Origin of the sequence: Rahnella sp. EDr1-12, assembly GCF_049206505.1 — a bacterium.
Taxonomy (GTDB): Bacteria; Pseudomonadota; Gammaproteobacteria; order Enterobacterales; family Enterobacteriaceae; genus Rahnella; species Rahnella rivi.
Genome location: NZ_JBLZNY010000002.1, coordinates 683293 through 701981 on the forward strand (window position 1 = coordinate 683293; position 18689 = coordinate 701981).

The 18689-nt window shown below is 59.1% G+C and carries 18 protein-coding genes; 13 read left to right on the top strand and 5 right to left on the bottom strand.

Features of this window, described 5'->3' with window-relative positions; all coding sequences use genetic code 11:
* Positions 1–66: 66 nt before the first annotated feature.
* From hypE to hypA, 5 genes are read right to left on the bottom strand one after another with little or no spacing between them, the layout of a single operon-like run.
* Positions 67–1089, bottom strand: coding sequence for a hydrogenase expression/formation protein HypE (gene hypE / locus ACO0U8_RS12450; RefSeq protein WP_421670891.1), 1023 nt, complete (start codon positions 1087–1089; stop codon positions 67–69).
* A complete protein-coding gene (gene hypD / locus ACO0U8_RS12455; RefSeq protein WP_421670892.1) occupies positions 1086–2240 on the bottom strand; it encodes a hydrogenase formation protein HypD in 1155 nt (384 codons plus the stop codon). Before hypD ends, hypE begins: the two co-directional genes overlap by 4 nt.
* Complete coding sequence (locus ACO0U8_RS12460) at positions 2240–2518, bottom strand: HypC/HybG/HupF family hydrogenase formation chaperone (protein WP_056774253.1); 279 nt, start codon at positions 2516–2518, stop codon at positions 2240–2242. The genes hypD and ACO0U8_RS12460 overlap by 1 nt, the downstream gene beginning before the upstream one ends.
* Positions 2509–3312 (bottom strand): hydrogenase nickel incorporation protein HypB, encoded by an 804-nt coding sequence (gene hypB, locus ACO0U8_RS12465; RefSeq protein ID WP_122097493.1) that lies wholly within the window; start codon positions 3310–3312, stop codon positions 2509–2511. Before hypB ends, ACO0U8_RS12460 begins: the two co-directional genes overlap by 10 nt.
* Before the next feature lie 28 nt (positions 3313–3340).
* A complete protein-coding gene (gene hypA, locus ACO0U8_RS12470; protein WP_056774386.1) occupies positions 3341–3685 on the bottom strand; it encodes a hydrogenase maturation nickel metallochaperone HypA in 345 nt (114 codons plus the stop codon).
* A gap of 334 nt (positions 3686–4019) precedes the next feature.
* On the opposite strand from hypA, the gene ACO0U8_RS12475 reads away from it, so the two are divergent.
* The 13 genes from ACO0U8_RS12475 to ACO0U8_RS12535 all read left to right on the top strand — a co-directional run bounded on the left by ACO0U8_RS12475 (position 4020) and on the right by ACO0U8_RS12535 (position 18682).
* Positions 4020–4490 carry a formate hydrogenlyase regulator HycA gene (locus tag ACO0U8_RS12475; RefSeq protein WP_136375700.1) on the top strand — a complete coding sequence of 157 codons (471 nt, stop codon included), beginning with the start codon at positions 4020–4022 and terminating at the stop codon, positions 4488–4490.
* A gap of 168 nt (positions 4491–4658) precedes the next feature.
* The gene (locus ACO0U8_RS12480) at positions 4659–5282 is read left to right on the top strand and encodes a 4Fe-4S dicluster domain-containing protein (RefSeq protein ID WP_421670996.1); all 624 of its coding nucleotides are present in this window, start codon (positions 4659–4661) and stop codon (positions 5280–5282) included.
* A complete protein-coding gene (locus ACO0U8_RS12485; RefSeq protein ID WP_421670893.1) occupies positions 5279–7183 on the top strand; it encodes a proton-conducting transporter membrane subunit in 1905 nt (634 codons plus the stop codon). Before ACO0U8_RS12480 ends, ACO0U8_RS12485 begins: the two co-directional genes overlap by 4 nt.
* A 10-nt stretch (positions 7184–7193) precedes the next feature.
* Positions 7194–8147: a respiratory chain complex I subunit 1 family protein gene (locus ACO0U8_RS12490; RefSeq protein ID WP_421670894.1), complete on the top strand. Its 954-nt coding sequence runs from the start codon at positions 7194–7196 to the stop codon at positions 8145–8147.
* Between the two features lie 44 nt (positions 8148–8191).
* Positions 8192–9916 (top strand): NADH-quinone oxidoreductase subunit C, encoded by a 1725-nt coding sequence (locus tag ACO0U8_RS12495; protein WP_421670895.1) that lies wholly within the window; start codon positions 8192–8194, stop codon positions 9914–9916.
* A 14-nt stretch (positions 9917–9930) separates the two neighbouring features.
* The gene (locus tag ACO0U8_RS12500) at positions 9931–10488 is read left to right on the top strand and encodes a formate hydrogenlyase complex iron-sulfur subunit (RefSeq protein WP_122097488.1); all 558 of its coding nucleotides are present in this window, start codon (positions 9931–9933) and stop codon (positions 10486–10488) included.
* Positions 10485–11282, top strand: coding sequence for an NADH-quinone oxidoreductase subunit B family protein (locus ACO0U8_RS12505; RefSeq protein WP_183847861.1), 798 nt, complete (start codon positions 10485–10487; stop codon positions 11280–11282). Before ACO0U8_RS12500 ends, ACO0U8_RS12505 begins: the two co-directional genes overlap by 4 nt.
* The gene (locus tag ACO0U8_RS12510; RefSeq protein WP_414070652.1) at positions 11282–11761 is read left to right on the top strand and encodes a formate hydrogenlyase maturation HycH family protein; all 480 of its coding nucleotides are present in this window, start codon (positions 11282–11284) and stop codon (positions 11759–11761) included. The genes ACO0U8_RS12505 and ACO0U8_RS12510 overlap by 1 nt, the downstream gene beginning before the upstream one ends.
* Positions 11754–12239 (top strand): hydrogenase maturation peptidase HycI, encoded by a 486-nt coding sequence (gene hycI / locus ACO0U8_RS12515; protein WP_122097486.1) that lies wholly within the window; start codon positions 11754–11756, stop codon positions 12237–12239. Before ACO0U8_RS12510 ends, hycI begins: the two co-directional genes overlap by 8 nt.
* Positions 12240–12457: 218 nt before the next feature.
* On the top strand, positions 12458–13003 hold the full coding sequence (gene hydN / locus ACO0U8_RS12520) for an electron transport protein HydN (protein WP_056774212.1): 546 nt from the start codon (positions 12458–12460) through the stop codon (positions 13001–13003).
* 23 nt (positions 13004–13026) lie between these two features.
* Entirely contained in the window at positions 13027–15198 is a 2172-nt protein-coding gene (gene fdhF / locus ACO0U8_RS12525) for a formate dehydrogenase subunit alpha (protein ID WP_056774208.1), read from the top strand.
* Between the two features lie 146 nt (positions 15199–15344).
* Positions 15345–17642, top strand: coding sequence for a carbamoyltransferase HypF (gene hypF / locus ACO0U8_RS12530; RefSeq protein ID WP_421670896.1), 2298 nt, complete (start codon positions 15345–15347; stop codon positions 17640–17642).
* Positions 17643–17656: 14 nt separating this feature from the next.
* Positions 17657–18682, top strand: coding sequence for a HoxN/HupN/NixA family nickel/cobalt transporter (locus ACO0U8_RS12535; protein ID WP_217204574.1), 1026 nt, complete (start codon positions 17657–17659; stop codon positions 18680–18682).
* Positions 18683–18689 lie beyond the last annotated feature (7 nt).

An 18689-nucleotide genomic window follows, 5' to 3' on the forward strand; every position in this document is an offset into this window, starting at 1 on the left:
AAAAATTTCTCCGAAGGGGCAGACCAAAAGTCTACCCCTTTCATGGCAGGCCACTCCCTGCCGAGATCAACAAATGCGGGGTAACGGCTCCGCATGGGGCAACATCAGCTGGCGGACGACGCCCAGCGCACCCCGTAAACAGACCTGCGGATGTTCCGTCACCTCGCCAATGCTCCGGGCATCGATGCCCAGAGGATGGCTCTGCAGGATATCCAGCACCGCCTTTTCCACCTGCGGGGACACCACCAGCACCAGTTTGCCTTCGTTGGCAAAATTGAGCGGCTCCAGCCCCAGCAGCTCGCAAATACCGCGCACCGCCGGTTTCACCGGCAGGGCATCTTCGTCGATGCAGATCCCGAAACCGCTGGCCTCACAAAACTCATGCAAAATGGCATTGACCCCGCCGCGGGTGGCATCCCGCAGTGCGTGGACACCGGCCAGCGCACGCAGCGGCGCAATCATCGGGGCCAGCACGGCGCAGTCACTTTCCACCCCGAGATCCATACCGAGCTGTTCCCGCAGATTCAGGATCGCCGCACCGTGATCGCCGAGCGTGCCGCTGACAATCACTTTGTCTCCGGCCTCGAGGGTTTTCGCCGCCCACTTCACTGAGGTGGGGATCACGCCAATCCCGGCGGTATTGATAAAGATTTTGTCCGCCGCGCCGCGCTGCACCACTTTGGTGTCGCCGGTCACGATGGCAATGCCCGCATCGCGGGCGGTCTTCGCCATCGCGCCGACGATTTTCTGCAAATCCGCCAGCGGCAACCCCTCCTCAAGAATGAATCCGCAGGAGAGATAAGCCGGTGTTGCGCCGCTGACGGCCAGATCGTTCGCCGTGCCGCACACCGCCAGTTTGCCAATGTTGCCGCCGGGAAAGAAAATCGGATCGATAACGTAGCTGTCAGTGGTGAATGCCAGCCGGTCGCCCTGACGGGTGAGATCGGCCAGGTTCAGCCGCGCGCCGTCTTCACATTCGTTAAGCCAGGGGTTATCAAATGCGGCGCGAAACGTCCGTTCGATCATCTGCTGCATCGCCCGTCCGCCGCTGCCGTGCGCCATGGTCACCACGTCATTACGGTTACTCATCCTGCCACCTTCTGTCGTTGATGCGTCTGCACGCGTTGCGTTTCCTGATGCCGGTACTGATACCACGCGGCGCAGGCCCCTTCGGACGACACCATCAGCGCACCGAATGCGTTATGCGGCGTGCAACCGGTGCCAAACAGCGGGCACTGATGCGGCTTGCAGCGTCCGGTCAGCACTTCGCCGCAGCGTGCACGCGGATCGTCGGCGACCGACTGCGCCTGCGGGTTAAAGCGCCGCTCGGCATCGAATGCCGCGTAGCCTGCCGTCAGCGAAATACCGGAATTTTCTATCAGCCCCAGACCGCGCCATTCGCTGCTGCCCGACAGCACAAACACCTCGCGCATGGCGTCCTGTGCCAGCAGGTTACCCTCTTCCGGCACCACGCGGCGGTACTGGTTTTCGGTTTTACACGATGCCTCGCAAACTTGTTCCACCAGCATCAGAACGCTTTGCAGCATATCCAGGGGTTCAAATCCGCTGATCACCAGCGGTTTACCAAATTGCGTATTGATAAAGTGATACGGCGAGGTGCCGATCACCATGCTGACGTGGCCGGGCGCGAGGAACGCATCGATGCGCACGTCGTCTTGTTGCAGCAGGCTGCGCAAGGTAGGGATCAGGCTGATGTGCTGGCAGAACACGCTGAAGTTGGTCAGACCTTCACGCCGCGCCTGTTGCAGCGTTACGGCGGTCACCGGCAGCGTGGTTTCAAAACCAAGGGCGAAAAACACCACCTGACGCGCCGGGTTTTCCCGCGCCAGTTTCAGCGCATCGAGCGGCGAATAGACCACGCGCACGTCTGCGCCGCGTTTGCGCGCCTGTAACAGCGAACCCTGTTTACCCGGCACCCGCAGCGCATCGCCGAAGGTGCAGAAAATCACTTCAGGATGCGCGGCGATTTCACAGCAGGCGTCGATGCGCCCCATTGGCAATACGCAGACCGGACACCCCGGCCCGTGGATAAACTCAAGCTGCGGTGGCAGCAGTTTATCCAGCCCGAATTTGAAAATCGCGTGGGTGTGGCCACCGCAGACTTCCATAATCTGCATCGGTTTTTCGGCGCTGTAAGGCAGTTGCGCCGCCCGCTGATGCAGCCGTTCGATCAGCGTTTTGGCAAGTTTAGGATCGCGGAATTCATCGACAAATCGCATTATCTGACCTCCCCTCTGCCGAGGAACAGCGCGACGTCGGCTTCCACTTCCTCCATGGCGTGCAGCGCCGCCAGCGTTTCCTGCGCCTCCTGCTCGTCGAGTTTGCTCAGCGCGAAACCGACGTGGATCAATACCCAGCAGCCGATCAGCGCCTGCCGGTTCTCACCGCCGACCAGCGCGATATTCACCTCGCGGCGCATTCCGCACACCTGCGCCCAGGCGTGGTCGGGTTGCTGATCGTGCAGGGCAACGATTTGCCCCGGAATGCCTATGCACATCGCTGTTGCTCCAGCCACGCCAGCCAACGCGCCATCCCCTCACCGGTGGTCGCAGAGAGCTGAATCACCTCAATGTCCGGGTTCACCTGGCGCGCATTGGCAATGCAAACCTCAACGTCGAACGTCACGTAAGGCAGCAGATCGATTTTATTGAGGATCATCAGCCGGGAAGCGGCAAACATATGCGGATATTTCAGCGGTTTGTCTTCGCCTTCGGTGACAGAAAGCACCGCTACCTTATGACGCTCGCCGAGATCGAAACTGGCGGGGCACACCAGATTCCCGACGTTTTCGATAAACAGCAAGCTGCCGTTTTCAGGTGCCAGCTGGTGTACCGCGTCGTGCACCATTTGCGCGTCGAGATGGCAGCCTTTACCGGTATTCACCTGAATCGCCGGCACCCCGGTGGCGCGAATGCGGTCAGCATCATTGGTGGTTTGCTGATCGCCTTCCACCACCGCGCAGCTCACCTGCGATGCCAGACGGGTCAGCGTGCTGGTCAGCAACGTTGTTTTGCCGGATCCGGGGCTGGACACCAGATTCAGCGCCAGGATCGACGCACTGGCAAAGTGCTCGCGGTTATGCGCCGCAATGTGATTATTCTTCGCCAGCACGTCCATTTCGATATCAATCAGGCGGCGCGGCGCAAACGGCAGGCCGTGGGAATGATCATCATGAGAGTGGAAATGTGGCGACGCGTCGTGAGGGTGCTGATGGGAATGTTGATGGAGATGTTCACTGCTGACGCCTTCAATCCGAAGTTCGCCACTGGCACAACCGCAGGTACTGCACATAATTTTCTCCCGGGGCAAAACGCGCCCGTTATTCGATTTCAATACGTTTTAATTTCATGCCGTCGTCCGCAACAACGCGGACATGACGGCCTCCGCACAGCGGGCAAAGCAGTACGCCGGGGCTGAGCAGGCGGATGTCGAGCTGACAATCGTGGCACCAGCACTCTGCCGCAGGCGTCGCGAGATGCAGCTCGCAGCCTTCGGCCAGCGTTTCGCGGCAGGCCAGTTCAAAACAGAATGTCAGCGCGTCGGGCTCGACGCAGGAAAATGCCCCCACTTCCATCCACACGGCGGTGATCCGGCGGGCATTATTTTGCCGGGCAAATTGCTGCATTAATTCGACGGCATTCTGGCACAGGGTTATTTCGTGCATAGCGTCCGCTCTTTTAAAAATGATGACAGTGCGCTGCAATATTAATGCCAGAGTGTATTCATGAACTGATAAGGGAATATTTCCGCCGGTCTGTCAGGCGGCGGTCAGCCCCCGTCATATATGTCGAAATAAGGTGTCATCGACATGTCATTTATTTTCCCTTCCGCATCCCTGTTAATACGAAAAACATCCAACAAACTGAATTTAAAGCAGTTAACAGAAAAATTCCGCAACTGGCACGCTTTATGCCAATACAGCCCTATGCGCCGTATTTTCGTCGTCATCTGACATTTCGAAATGGCACCCTTACAGAACTCAACAACGGGTAACCACCATGAGCACTCTCAGCGAACTGACCACTAAAGCGGATTACATTGCCAGCAAAAATAATCAGCTGAAATCACACTGGCACACCTATCAGAACAGCCTGATTCAGGCGATCACCACAACAAATAAGAAAATAAATCATGAATTTACCTGTAGCGAAGAGCAGGACATTCGCTTCACGCTGTTTAACCATTTCTCGGTCAGCATTCATCTGAGCGATGACTTTTACAGTCAGGACGTGATTTACAGCCTGAACATGGCACCGGCCAGCGAAGAACCGGAATTTAAAGCGTTTGCCCACGCCAGACTGAGCGAAGACGGCCATCTCGACGATGTGGTGGATATCCGTGACAAACATGCGGTACAGGAACATTACCTGAATAAGATTTCCGCTATTTATCAGTGCCTGTTCGATTCCCTGCATAACAATCAGGCCGTTTTACCGCAATTAGAAAAATTGCTGATTCAGGAAAAATAATCCGCCGGAATTCATTTTCACGGCGTGGCGAAAATAAATACCCCCTCGCTGAACTGCCGTTTCTTTAATGGGATTAATTCCGACATAAGTGTCGAAATGTCATTTTTAGTGCCGATTTCGTCATCTTTGACGAAATAGAAAGGAGAGGTCATGAGCGTTAAAACGGCCATGAATCAATATGTGATAGCCGACCCGAAACGTTGTATCGGCTGCAATACCTGTATGGCCAGCTGCTCGCAGGAACATCAGCGCCACGGCTTACAGTCTGCTCCCCGTTTGCAGGTGATGCGTAATCGTCTGGATTCCGCGCCGGTCATGTGTCACCAGTGTGAAGATGCCCCCTGCGCGCAGGTGTGCCCGGTGAATGCCATCACCCGCGAAAATGACGCCATTCATCTGAATGAAAGTCTGTGCGTCAGCTGCAAACTGTGCGGTATCGCCTGCCCGTTTGGCGCGATCACCTTTTCCGGCAGTACGCCCGTGGACATTCCGCGCGACTGCAACACATGGAAAGCGCAGCCCGCCCCGCGCGCACCCCGTGCGGTCAGCTCGTTTCTTGACTGCGTTCCCGGCATTCGCGCCGTGGCGGTGAAATGCGATTTGTGCAGCTTCAGCCCGCAAGGCCCGGCGTGCATCACCTCCTGCCCGACGCAGGCGATCACGCTGGTGACCGCCGGTCTGTCTGCCCGCGCCAGCCAGCAAAAACGCCTGAACGCCATGACCGTTTTTCCTGCCGATCTCCCGGTCGATTTAACCGCCTTCACCGCACCTGACGCGGAGACAAAATCATGACGTCTTTATTGGCTTTGACTCCGGCGTCCCTGCTGGCGCTGGCGCTGATGCTCTGGTTACTGAGCGGTGTCCTGAGCTGGCTGGTGGCCGTTTTTGCACGCCTGAGCAGCCTGATTTCCGGCCTCGGCGGCATGCTGGGCTCCCTCGCCGCCATGATGGCAGCGTTGCAGATAGTGCACGGCGGCCCTGCGCAGGCGATCACGCTGCCGCTGCTGCATTTCGCGGCGGAGTTCAGCGCGCTGAACGGCCTGCTGCTGCTGGCGATGTCCGTTCCGGCGCTGTTTTGCAGCCTGTATGCCTGCGCATGGCTCAACGCGGTGAATTCGCGCACGCGCGCACGCACCGGGCTGTTGTGCAATCTGCTGCTGGCCGCACTGGCCGCCGCGTCAGTGTCTGCCAATGCCGTTCAGCTGATTCTGATGATGGAGCTGGCGGCGCTGTGCGCCTATTTCCTGATCGTACAGAGCGACGATGTGAAAAGCCGTCGCGCCGGTCTGAACCAGTTTCTCTCGGGCCGCCTCGGCACGCTGTGCCTGATCCTGGCCTTTGCCCTGCTGCATCACACCAGCGGCAGCGTGAATTTTGAGGTGCTGCGCCAGGCAACGTTGACGCCGGGCATTAAATCGGCGACGTTCCTGCTGGCGCTGGCAGGTTTCGGGCTGTACGCCGGGATTATCCCGCTGCACGCCTGGGTGCCGCAGTCACATTCCAGCGCGCCCGCTCACGCCGCCGCGCTGTTCTCCGCCGCGCTGATGAAAATCGGCATTATCGGCATCGTAAAAGTCGGTCTGGATCTGCTGGGCGCACCGCCACTCTGGTGGGGCCTGATGGTGTTGCTTCTGGCGATCCTGACCGCATTTATTGGCGGGCTGTACGCGCTGATGGAACATGATCTCCGCCGTCTGCTGGCTTATCACACGCTGGAAAACGTCGGGATTATCCTGCTCGGCGTGGGAGGCGCGATGGTGGGCGTGGCGCTGGATCTGCCGGTGCTGGCATCGCTTGCGCTGCTGGCCGGGCTGTTCCATCTGTTCAACCACGGCCTGTTCAAAACCGCGCTGTTCCTCGGTGCCGGTGAAATCGAAATGCAGACCGGCATCAGGGATATGGAAAAACTCGGCGGTATTGCGCGGCTGATGCCGTGGACCGCCGTGGCGGTGCTGATTGCCCTGATGTCGATGGCGGCGCTGCCGCCGCTCAACGGCTTTGCCAGCGAATGGCTGCTGTATAAGTCGCTGTTCCAGCTGAGCACCAGCAAGGTGTTTATCGCGCGTCTGCTCGGGCCGCTGCTGGCGGTCGGTCTGGCGCTGACCGGGGCACTGGCGCTGATGTGTATTGCCAAAGTTTTCGGCGTCACCTTCCTTGGCGCACCGCGCAGTCAGGCGGCGGCGGATGCCACACCCGCCCCGCTGGCGATGACGCTCGGCAGTCTCTTACCGGCGCTGCTGTGCATTCTGTCTGGCGTCGCCTCCCCCTGGATCATTCCGCACTTTTCCGGCGTGGCCGCTTCCGTGCTGAATACGCCGCTCATGCCGTTTGCCCGAAACGGCGCGGCAGTGTCCGGCACCTCCGCCGTCTGTGCCCCGATGATTGCCCTGCTGCTTCTGGCGATGCCGTTACTGCCGTGGCTGATTGCCAGCCTGTTACGCGGAGCGCGTCTGCCGAACCGTGTGCGCGGCGACGCCTGGGCGTGCGGTTATGGACATTCCGCTGAGATGGTGGTGACCGCCACCGGTTTTGCCCAGCCTCTGCGCGTGATGTTTGCGCCGTTGTATCGCCTGCGCCTGCGCGCCACGCCTGCCGCGCTGGTGGCTGCCCTGCACCGGGGCTGGCTCGGGGCGTTCTGCCGTCGCCTGGCTTTCATCGAACTGGCCGTGTTGCTGGTTATGGCTTTTGCCTGAGGAACTGAAGATGAATTTTCCCGTTTTGTTAAACACCGCCCTGTGGCCGCTGGCGCTGATCCAGGCGGTGGCCCTGCTGGCTGTCGCGCCGCTGTTTGCCGGTTTCAGCCGCGTGATGCGCGCCCGGATGCACAACCGGCAAGGGCCGGGCGTGTTACAGGAATATCGCGATATCGCCAAATTACTGGCACGCCAGAGCGTGGCACCGGCGGCATCGGGCGCGGCGTTTCGCAGTATGCCGTATCTGCTGACCGGCGGATTGCTGGTCATCGCCACCGCCCTGCCAGCGGTGACGCTGGCATCACCGCTGGGAGCGGCGGGCGATCTGATCACCGTCATTTATCTTTTTGCCATCGTGCGCTTCGTGTTCGCCATCGCCGGGCTGGATACCGGCAGCCCGTTCACCGGCATGGGTGCCAGCCGCGAGGCGGTACTCGGCGTGCTGGTCGAGCCGATTCTGCTGCTCGGCCTGTGGGTCGCGGCGCTGGTGGCCGGTTCCACGTCACTCGGCGCGATTGCTGCACGCGTGCTGCACTGGCCGGTGTCGTCTTCGCTAACGCTGATTCTGGCCGCGCTGGCCTGCGCTTTTGCCACCTATATCGAAATGGGCAAGCTGCCGTTTGATATGGCCGAAGCCGAGCAGGAATTGCAGGAGGGCCCGCTCACCGAATACTCCGGCGCGGCGCTCGGCGTACTGAAACTGGGGATCAGTCTGAAGCAGCTGGTGGTGTTGCAACTGTTTCTCGGTCTGTTTTTCCCGTTCGGTCTGGCAGAACACCTCACGCCACTGACGCTGCTGATGGCGGTGATCGTCTGCCTGCTGAAACTGCTGGTTGCCGTTTTTCTGGTGGCACTGATTGAAAACAGCGTCGCCCGTCTGCGCTTTCTTAAAACCTCCCGCACCACCTGGGCGGGCTTCGGGCTGGCGTTTCTGGCGCTGGTGTCCTGGCTGGTCGCAGGCTGACCTGACATTTTTCGTGTCCCGCTGCGGCGGGAAGAGGCTTTGTAATGAGTGATTTCAATACCGCGTTAAACCAAAATCCGGTGGGTAAGCATTATCTGGCGGCGCTGGCGAAGCAGTTTCCTTCGGCAATTTTAGGCAGCGAATGGCAGACCGATACGCAGGCCACCGTGACCATCAAACTCAATGCCCTGCCGGAAGTGGTCGAGTGGTTGTATTACCAGCAGGGCGGATGGCTGTCGGTTTTATTCGGCAATGACGAGCGCACGCTGTGCGGCAACTATGCGCTGTACTACGTGCTGTCGATGGAACAGGGCGTGAAATGCTGGATCACCGTGCGCACCGAAGTGGATCCCGTTTCGCTGGAATTTCCTTCCGTGACGCCCCGCGTACCGGCGGCCGTGTGGGGCGAGCGCGAAGTACGCGACATGTACGGCCTGCGTCCGGTGGGTTTGCCGGATGAGCGCCGCCTGGTGCTGCCCGATGACTGGCCTGACGATTTATATCCGCTGCGCAAAGACGCCATGGATTACCGCCAGCGCCCTGCGCCGACCACAGACGAAGAAACCTATCCGTTTATTTCTGAGGCCAAAGAAGGCAGCAAAATTGTGCCGATCGGCCCGCTGCACGTCACCTCTGACGAACCCGGACATTTTCGTCTGTTCGTCGATGGCGAAGACATTATCGATGCCGATTACCGCCTGTTTTACGTGCATCGCGGCATGGAAAAACTGGCCGAAACCCGCATGGGTTACAACGAAGTGACGTTCCTGTCAGACCGCGTTTGCGGCATTTGCGGCTTCACGCACAGCGTCGCCTACACCTCGTCGGTGGAAAATGCGATGGGGATCGTCGTGCCGGAACGGGCGCAGATGATCCGCTCGATTCTGCTGGAAGTGGAACGCCTGCACAGCCATCTGCTTAACCTCGGCCTGGCCTGTCATTTCGTCGGTTTTGACTCCGGCTTTATGCAGTTCTTCCGCGTGCGCGAGCAGTCCATGAAGATGGCGGAAATCCTCACCGGCGCACGGAAAACCTACGGCATGAACCTGATTGGCGGCATGCGTCGTGACATTTTAAAAGACGACATGATCGCCACCATTGCGCTGGCGGGCAGCATGCGCCGTGATCTCAACGAGCTGGTGGATATTCTGCTCAGCACGCCGAATACCGAACAGCGCAGCGTCGGCGTCGGCATTCTGGATCCGCAGGTGGCGCGTGATTTCAGCAACGTCGGCCCGATGGTGCGCGGCAGCGGCCATCGCCGCGATATGCGTCAGGATCACCCTTACGCCGGTTACGCCAAACTGCCGTTTGAGCTGTGCAGCGAAACCGGTAACGACGTCTATTCCCGCCTGAAAGTGCGCATCCACGAAGTTTTCAATTCCCTGAATATGATCGAGTTTGGCCTGCAAAGCCTGCCGGGCGGCCCGCTGGCCGTGGAAGGGTTTACCTATATTCCGCACCGCTTTGCGCTGGGTTTTGCCGAAGCACCGCGCGGCGACGACATTCACTGGAGCATGACCGGCGATAACCAGAAGCTGTTCCGCTGGCGCTGCCGGGCGGCCACCTACGCCAACTGGCCGACACTGCGCTACATGCTGCGTGGCAATACGGTGTCCGATGCGCCGCTGATCATCGGCAGTCTCGATCCCTGCTATTCCTGCACTGACCGCATGACGGTGGTCGATGTGCGTAAGAAAACGACCATTGTCGTGCCTTACAAAGAGATCGAACGTTACGGCATCGAACGCAAAAATTCGCCGCTTTAAGGAGCCGCTTACTCATGCTGAAACTGATAAAAAAAGTGCTGAAAACCGGCACGGCGACAGTGGCCTATCCGTTTAAACCGCTGGATCTGGCACCGAACTTTCGGGGTAAACCGCAGTACACCGCGCAGCAGTGCATCGCCTGCGGCGCCTGCGCCAACGCCTGTCCGTCCAACGCGCTGACCATGACCACGGCAGAAGACGGCGAAACGATCCGCTGGCAGTTGTTTTTAGGGCGCTGCATTTTCTGCGCCCGCTGCGAGGAGGTCTGCCCGACGGCGGCCATTACGCTCTCACAGGAATTTGAACTGGCGGTATGGCGCAAAGAAGATCTGTTCGAAACGGCAGATTTTCCCGTCTGCCACTGCCGGGAATGTGGCAAAGCCTACGCCGTGCAAAAGGAAATCGACTTTGCACTCAGCCTGTTACAGGAAAACGGCGCGCTGAGCGAGCGGCAAATCGCCGACAGGCGCATCCAGTATGAAACCTGTCCGGAGTGCAAAAAAATGCACTGTCTTTCTTCCACCGACCGCATTGATATCGGCCGACATATGACCACGGAGGCGCAGTCATGAGCCAGACGCTGATCGGCCCGCGTGACGAACATGGCCTGCCGGTGCCCGTCACCCTTGATGAAAGCATCGCCAAACTGAAATCCACCCTGCTCACCAGTATTCGCCGCTCTGCCTACGTCTACCGCGTGGACTGCGGCGGCTGCAACGGCTGTGAAATCGAGATTTTCGCCGCGATCTCCCCGCTGTTTGATGCCGAACGTTTTGGGATCAAAGTGGTGCCCTCACCGCGTCATGCCGACATTTTACTGTTCACCGGTGCCGTCACCCGCGCCATGCGCGTGCCTGCGCTGCGTGCCTGGGATTCTGCGCCTGATCCTAAAATCAGTATTTCCTACGGGGCCTGCGGCAACAGCGGCGGCATTTTCCACGACCTTTATTGTGTATGGGGCGGCACTGACAAGATCGTGCCGGTGGATGTGTACATTCCCGGCTGCCCGCCCACGCCTGCCGCCACCATTTATGGTTTTGCGATGGCGCTTGGCCTGCTGGATCAGAAAATCAAAGGCCAGCAACACGACGAGGCCGCCCGCGAACCGGCGGCGTTATTGCATCCCGACCTGCCGCAACCGCTGCGCGTATTGCTCGATCGCGAAGCCCGCCGCATGGCCGGTTACCGCTATGGCCGCCAGATTGCCGATCGCTTTATGGAGCTGGTCGCCGCGCCCGGCCTGCAACCGGCAGAACAGCGCATCTCGGCCTATCTGGATGAACAAGGGGATATGCGGCTCAACGAAATCGTCGGCAACCTGCAACAGATTTACCAGCAGGTGCTGCGCGGGGAGGTACGCCTGTGATGACCTCCGCCAACGATAACCGTTATGCCCGGCATCAGACCCCGGCGGGCATCACGCCTGAAAAGAACAAAGTGATTTTCTATTCGCTGAGCAGCAAGTTCGTCGATGAGAAGCGCGCGCAGAAACGCAACTCGCAAAAAGTGCAGGAAGTCATTTATTACAGTCTGGCGATCGGCCATCACCTTGGGGTCATCGACTGCCTGAAATCTCGCCTCGAATGCCCGCTTGATGATTATCGCCGGTGGATAGACCTTCTGCCGGAGAACGGCGAGGCGCACCGGAAACTGGCCGGAGTGCAACGCTTCGGCGAAATCAATATCGACAGCACACACACGCACTGCCTGGCGCTGGCGCTGCGCGCGGCCCGCCAGCAGATGACCCCGCAGCAACAGGGCTGGAGCGATGCGCTGGTCGCCCTGCTCCAGCAAATCGAAAACGACCCCGCCATGTACCTGATGGTCAGGAGATACGATGCCTGATTTACCTTCCCGCTACGCGCTGCTGTGCGTCGGCAACAGCATGATGGGTGACGATGGCGCAGGCCCGCGGCTGGCCGAACTGTGCGCCGAACGGCCACTGCCCGGCTGGACCGTCGTGGACGGCGGTGCCGCGCCCGAAAACGATATCGGTTTTTTACGCGAACTGCGCCCGCAGCATCTGGTGATTGTCGATGCCACCGACATGGGGCTGGCGCCCGGTGAAATGCGCATCATCAATGAAGAGGACATCGGTGAGATGTTCATGATGACCACCCACAACCTGCCGCTGACGTTTCTGATTCAGCAACTGCGTGAAGATATCCCGGACATCACGTTTGTTGGCATCCAACCGGATGTGGTGGCGTTTTACTACCCGATGAGCGCGGTGGTGGAACAGGCGGTCAGGCATCTGCATCAGCGGCTGCCGGCGCTGGAAACCGGCTTAGGTATCGCGCTTTATGCTGCCGGGGACGCCTGACATCGGCTATCGACACATCTGTCGAGGCGGTGACGAAGCGGGCATGACGTCAGCGCCCTGTTTCGTCACCGTCAATAATCAATTCGCTAACCCGTTGAATCAAAAGCGTAAAAATTAACCCTCTGAACTGGCACGGTTTATGTATAGCCAGAGCAGCAATGTCGTCAGGCCGGTGTCATCCGGCTTCATAAGAAAATCCGGAATCAGGAGAGTTGAAGATGAACCGGTTTATTATCGCCGACCCTAAAAAATGTATCGGCTGCCGTACCTGTGAAATTGCCTGCGTCATGGCTCACAGTGAATCGCAGGATATCTCGCTGCTCAACGCCGCCACCTTTGCGCCGCGTCTGCACGTGATCAAAGGCGTTAATCTGAGCACCGCCGTCATGTGCCGCCAGTGTGAAGACGCGCCCTGCGCCAATGTCTGCCCGAACGGCGCTATCAGCCGCGTCGGCGACCGCGTTCAGGTGATGCAGGAGCGCTGCATCGGTTGTAAAACCTGTGTCGTTGCCTGCCCGTACGGCGCGATGGAAGTGGTCACCAAACCGATTTTCCGCCAGAACGGCGCGGCCATGACCGCCACCTCTGACAAAGCCGAAGCGCATAAATGCGATTTGTGCCACGCCCGTGCCGGCGGCCCGGCCTGTATGGAAATTTGCCCGACGAAGGCGCTGTACGCCATCGACCGCAATCACTTACAGGAAATGAACGCAGAAAAACGCCGCCGCGCTGCGCTCGATAGCACCTCCCCCCTGCTGTTTTAACCTCGGATAGAGGAAGGAAGATCATGAAAAAAGTCACCACTGTCTGCCCATACTGTGGGGCGGGATGCAAAATGAATCTGGTTGTGGATAACGGTAAAATTATCCGCGCAGAAGCTGCCAATGGCGTGACCAATCAGGGCGAACTGTGCCTGAAAGGCTATTACGGCTGGGATTTTCTCAATGACACTAAACTGCTGACGCCGCGCCTGACACAGCCGCTGATCCGCCGCCAGAAGGGCGGGAAATTCGAAGCAGTCAGCTGGGATGAAGCCATCCGTTACACCGCGCAGCGTCTGAAAGAGATCAAACAAAAACATGGCCCGCGTTCGATCATGCACACCGGTTCTTCCCGCGGAACCGGCAATGAAACCAACTATGTGATGCAGAAATTCGCCCGTGCGGTGATCGGCACGAACAACGTCGACTGCTGCGCCCGCGTGTGTCACGGCCCGTCGGTTGCCGGTTTGCAGGCCACGCTCGGCAACGGCGCGATGAGTAATTCCATCGGCGATATTGAGAATTCCAAATGCCTGCTGGTGATCGGCTATAACTGTGCCGATTCACACCCGATCGTTGCCCGCCGGGTGATCAAAGCCAAAGAGAAAGGCGCGCAAATCATTGTGTGCGATCCGCGTCGTATCGAAACCGCGCGCATCGCCGATCAGCATCTGCAAATCAAAAACGGCTGCAACATGGCGCTGGTGAATGCGTTTGCCCATGTGCTGATCGAAGAAAATTTGTATGACCACGACTACGTTGCCAAATACACCGAAGGCTTCGAGGAGTACCGCAAAAACGTCGCGGATTATTCGCCGGAAAAAGTCGCCGAACAGACCGGCGTCAGTGCACAGCAAATCCGTCAGGCAATGCGCACGTACGCCGCCGCGCCGTCTGCCACCATTATGTGGGGCATGGGCGTCACGCAGTTTGGTCAGGCAGTGGATGTGGTGAAAGGGCTGGCCGGGCTGGCATTGCTGACCGGAAACCTTGGCCGGGCAAACGTCGGCGTCGGGCCGGTGCGCGGTCAGAATAATGTGCAGGGTGCCTGCGATATGGGCGTGCTGCCAAACGAATTCCCCGGCTATCAGTCTGTGACCGATGCCAAAGTCCGCGCAAAATTCGCCGATGCCTGGGGTATCGACGTGAATCAGATGGATGCACAGATCGGCCACCGCATCACCGAGATCCCCCATCTGGCGCTGGAAGGACAGGTAAAAGCCTATTACATCATGGGCGAAGATCCGTTGCAGACCGAAGCCGATTTAAGTCTGGTGCGTAAGGGCTTCGAAGCGCTGGAGTTTGTGGTTGTGCAGGACATCTTCATGACCAAAACCGCCGAGCAGGCCGATGTGATCCTGCCGGCCACCTCCTGGGGTGAGCACGGCGGCGTATTCTCCTGCGCCGACCGCGGTTTCCAGCGTTTCGAGAAAGCCATCGAACCAAAATACAACGTCAAGCGTGACTGGGAAATCATCAGCCTGCTGGCAACGGAACTGGGCTATCCGATGCATTACAACGATAACCAGGAAATCTGGGACGAAATGCGCGAGCTGTGCCCGCTGTTTTACGGCGCAACCTACGAAAAAATGGGCACGCTCGGGCATATCCAGTGGCCGTGCACCACGCTGGAAAGTCCGGGGACTCAGTACCTTTATCAGGACAATCATTTCGACACGCCAACCGGCAAAGGCCAGCTTTTCGCTGCACCGTGGCGCGCCCCGGCTGAAGTGCCGGACGGCGAGTATCCGCTGGTGTTGTGTACCGTGCGCGAAGTCGGCCACTACTCCTGCCGTTCAATGACCGGTAACTGCGCTGCCCTGCAAACGCTGGCCGACGAGCCGGGCTTTGTGCAGATGCACCCGCAGGACGCGCAGGCGCTGGGGATCCGCGATCAGCAACTGGTCTGGGTCGCCTCCCGCCGTGGCAAAGTCATTTCCCGCGCCAACTTTAACGAGCGTATCAATATTGGCGCGGTGTACATGACCTATCAGTGGTGGATCGGTGCCTGTAATGAGCTGACGCAGGAAAATCTGGATCCGATCTCAAAAACGCCGGAAACCAAATACTGTGCGGTCAACGTGGAAAACATCGCCGATCAGCGCTGGGCGGAAGACTATGCACAGCAAAGCTACAGCGACATGAAAGCACGTCTGCGCCGTGCCGTTGAAGATGTGATCCCGGTGGTTGAAGTTTAGGTTAATGGAAATCCGCACCTCAAAGTGTGAGGTGTCGTTTTGCTCCCTCCCCTGCAACGGGGAGGGGTTGGGAGGGGGTATGAATGACAACGCGGGATCCGCCGTGGCCATGAATCCCCCCTCCCCGCCATTTAAAAAGGGTTTTTATGTCTGGCTTACTCATTCGCATCAGTGGCAAAGTCCAGGGCGTCGGTTTCCGGCCTTTTATCTGGCAACTGGCTGACCGTTTACAACTTCGCGGTGAAGTCTGTAACGACAGCGCAGGAGTGGAAATCAGACTGCTGAAACCGGTCAATATCGACATTTTTGTCGAACAGTTACAACGCCACTGCCCGCCGCTGGCGCGCATTGACAGCATTACGCTGGGTCCTTTCGACTGGCAGGATCCGCCACACAGTTTCACGATCACCGGCAGTCGCAAAAGTCAGATGGACACTCAGGTGGTGCCGGATGCTGCGACCTGCCCGGCCTGTCTGAAGGATATTCAGCAGCCCGGCGATCGTCGCTTCGGCTATGCCTTCACTAACTGCACCCACTGCGGCCCGCGCTTTACGTTGATCCGTTCAATGCCCTACGACCGCCCTTCCACCAGCATGGCGGAATTTACGCTGTGCCCTGCGTGTTTACAGGAATATCACAACCCCGCCGACCGGCGGTTTCATGCGCAGCCGGTCGCCTGCCCTCACTGCGGGCCGGGGCTCAGCGCCACCGGACAAAATGGTGAGGTGCTGGCACAGGATCAGGCGGCCATCGCGCAGGCCGTGATTGCGCTGCGTGCCGGTAACATTGTCGCCATCAAAGGGCTGGGCGGTTTTCATCTGGCCTGTGACGCCACGCAGCAGGTCGCCGTGATGCGGCTGCGGGAACGAAAACATCGTCCGACAAAACCGCTGGCCGTGATGCTGCCGGACATCCGCTGGCTGGCGCGCTGCACGGATGACCCGGCATCGCCCGCGCTGCGGGAAGTGTTGCAGTCCCCCGCCGCGCCCATCGTGCTGACGCAGAAAAAAACCCGCTCTGTGCTGTGTGAGGCCATCGCCCCTGATTTAGATGAGGTCGGGCTGATGCTGCCATTTACGCCGCTGCATCATTTACTGATGCAGGCATACCCGACACCGCTGGTCATGACCTCGGGAAATGCGGCGGGTTGCGCACCGGCGTTATCCAACACCGACGCGCTGCGCCAGCTCGACGGCATCGCCGATTTGTGGCTGCTGCACAACCGTGAAATCGTCCAGCGTGCCGATGATTCACTGGTACGCCTGACCCCGCAGGGCACTGAAATACTGCGTCGTGCCAGGGGTTATGTGCCGGACGCCCTGCCATTGCCGCCGGGTTTTCTCGTGCAGCCGACGTTGCTTGCGCTCGGGGGCGATCTGAAAAATACGTTTTGTCTGGTCCGCGGCGGGCAGGCGATACTCAGCGCGCACTTTGGTTCGCTGGCGCACCGCGATATTGCCCTGCAACAGCAGCAGGCGATTGAACATTTCCAGCATCTTTATGCCTGTACGCCCGTGACCCTCGCCCGCGATGCGCATCCCGCTTATGTCAGCCATGTTCAGGCGGACAAGCCCGGCACGCGGGTGGTGGATGTTTTGCATCATCATGCCCACATCGCCGCCTGTCTGGCGGAACACCGCTGGCCGCTGGAGGGCGGAAACGTCATCGGGCTGGTGCTGGATGGCCTGGGATACGGTCAGAAAGGCCAGCTTTGGGGCGGCGAATGCCTGCTGGTGAACTATCGCCGGTGCGAACACCTGGGCGGATTACCGCCGGTGGCTCTGCCGGGCGGCGACCGCGCCGCGCGTGAACCCTGGCGAAATCTTCTGGCGCAGTGGATGGCGTTTGTGCCGGGCTGGCAGCACCTTCCTGAAGCGCAAACGTTGCTTACTCAGCCATGGCAGCCGCTGTCGAAGGCGGTGGTGGCTGGCATCAATTCCCCGCTGGCCTCCTCCTGCGGGCGTTTATTCGATGCCGTGGCAGCCGCGACCGGCTGCGCGCCGGAAAGTCTGAGCTGGGAAGGTGAGGCCGCCTGCCGTCTGGAAGCGCTGGCACATCAGGCGTACGGCGTAAAACATCCTGTCACCCTGCCGCTCATTCACGCCGCTGAGGGCACCTTTCTGGATTTGGCCGTTTTCTGGCAGCAATGGCTCGGCTGGCAGGCGACACCTGCCGAACGCGCGTTCGCTTTTCATGACGCACTGGCACAAGGTTTTGCCGCCCTGGCCCGCTATTACTGCGCGAAAAACGGTACCCGCACTGTCGCGCTGAGCGGCGGCGTGCTGCATAACCGGCTGCTGCGCCAGCTTTTACATCAGGCTTTATCGCCACTGCACGTTCTGTTGCCGCGGGAGTATCCGGCAGGTGACGGCGGGCTGGCTCTGGGTCAGGCGGTTGTCGCCTGCGCCCGTCTTCAGTCTGTTTCTGGTTTCAATCTGAATTAACAATAAGGATCCCCATGATTAACCGCGATTTTTTCCATACGCATCGCCGCGCCTTCTGGCTTTTTATCGGCCTGATTGCCGTCAATCTTCTGGCGTGGGGCTGGGCGCTGGCGGCGTTTCGCCACAATGCCGCGCTGATTGCAGCAGCGCTGCTGGCGTACGGTTACGGGTTGCGTCATGCGGTGGATGCTGACCATATCGCGGCCATCGATAACGTCACCCGCAAGCTGATGCAACAGGGTCAGCGGCCGGTGGCCGTCGGGGCTTTTTTCTCGCTGGGACATTCGAGCATTGTGGTGCTGGCCTGCGTGGCGATTGCGGCCACCTCGCTGGTCTTTGGCAATAAAATCGGCTGGCTGCACGATTACGGCAGCACCCTCGGCACGCTGGTTTCTGCTCTGTTTTTATTGATGATGGCGCTGCTGAATGCGCTGATCCTGCGTGATGTTTACCGCCGTTTTCAGAAAGTAAAACGCGGTCAGACCTTCAGCGGTAAAGAGGAACTGCATCAGGTTCAGGGCGGCGTGATGAGCCGGTTGTTCAGCTTCGCTTTCAATATGGTGAATAAAAGCTGGCAGATGTATCTGGTGGGATTTCTGTTCGGGCTGGGTTTCGACACCGCCACGGAGATCGGCCTGCTGGGCATCTCGGCGGCGGGTGCCTCTTCCGGGATGTCGGTGTGGAGCATTATGGTGTTTCCGGCGCTGTTCGCCAGCGGCATGGCGCTGATTGATTCACTGGATAATTTTGTGATGGTTGGCGCGTATGGCTGGGCGTTCGACAAGCCGGTTCGCAAGCTCTATTACAACATGACCATTACCGCCACGAGCGTCTTCATTGCGCTGTTTATCGGCGGGCTGGAAGCGCTGGGGCTGATGGCCGACAAGCTGAATCTGCACGGCGGATTGTGGCGGGTAGTGGAACATCTCAACGACAACATGGGCAGCGTCGGTTACGCCGCGGTAGCGATTTTCATCCTGTTCTGGGGCATTTCGGCGCTGAATTATCGCCGTAAAGGCTATGACTCCCTGACGGTCTGAAACCCCG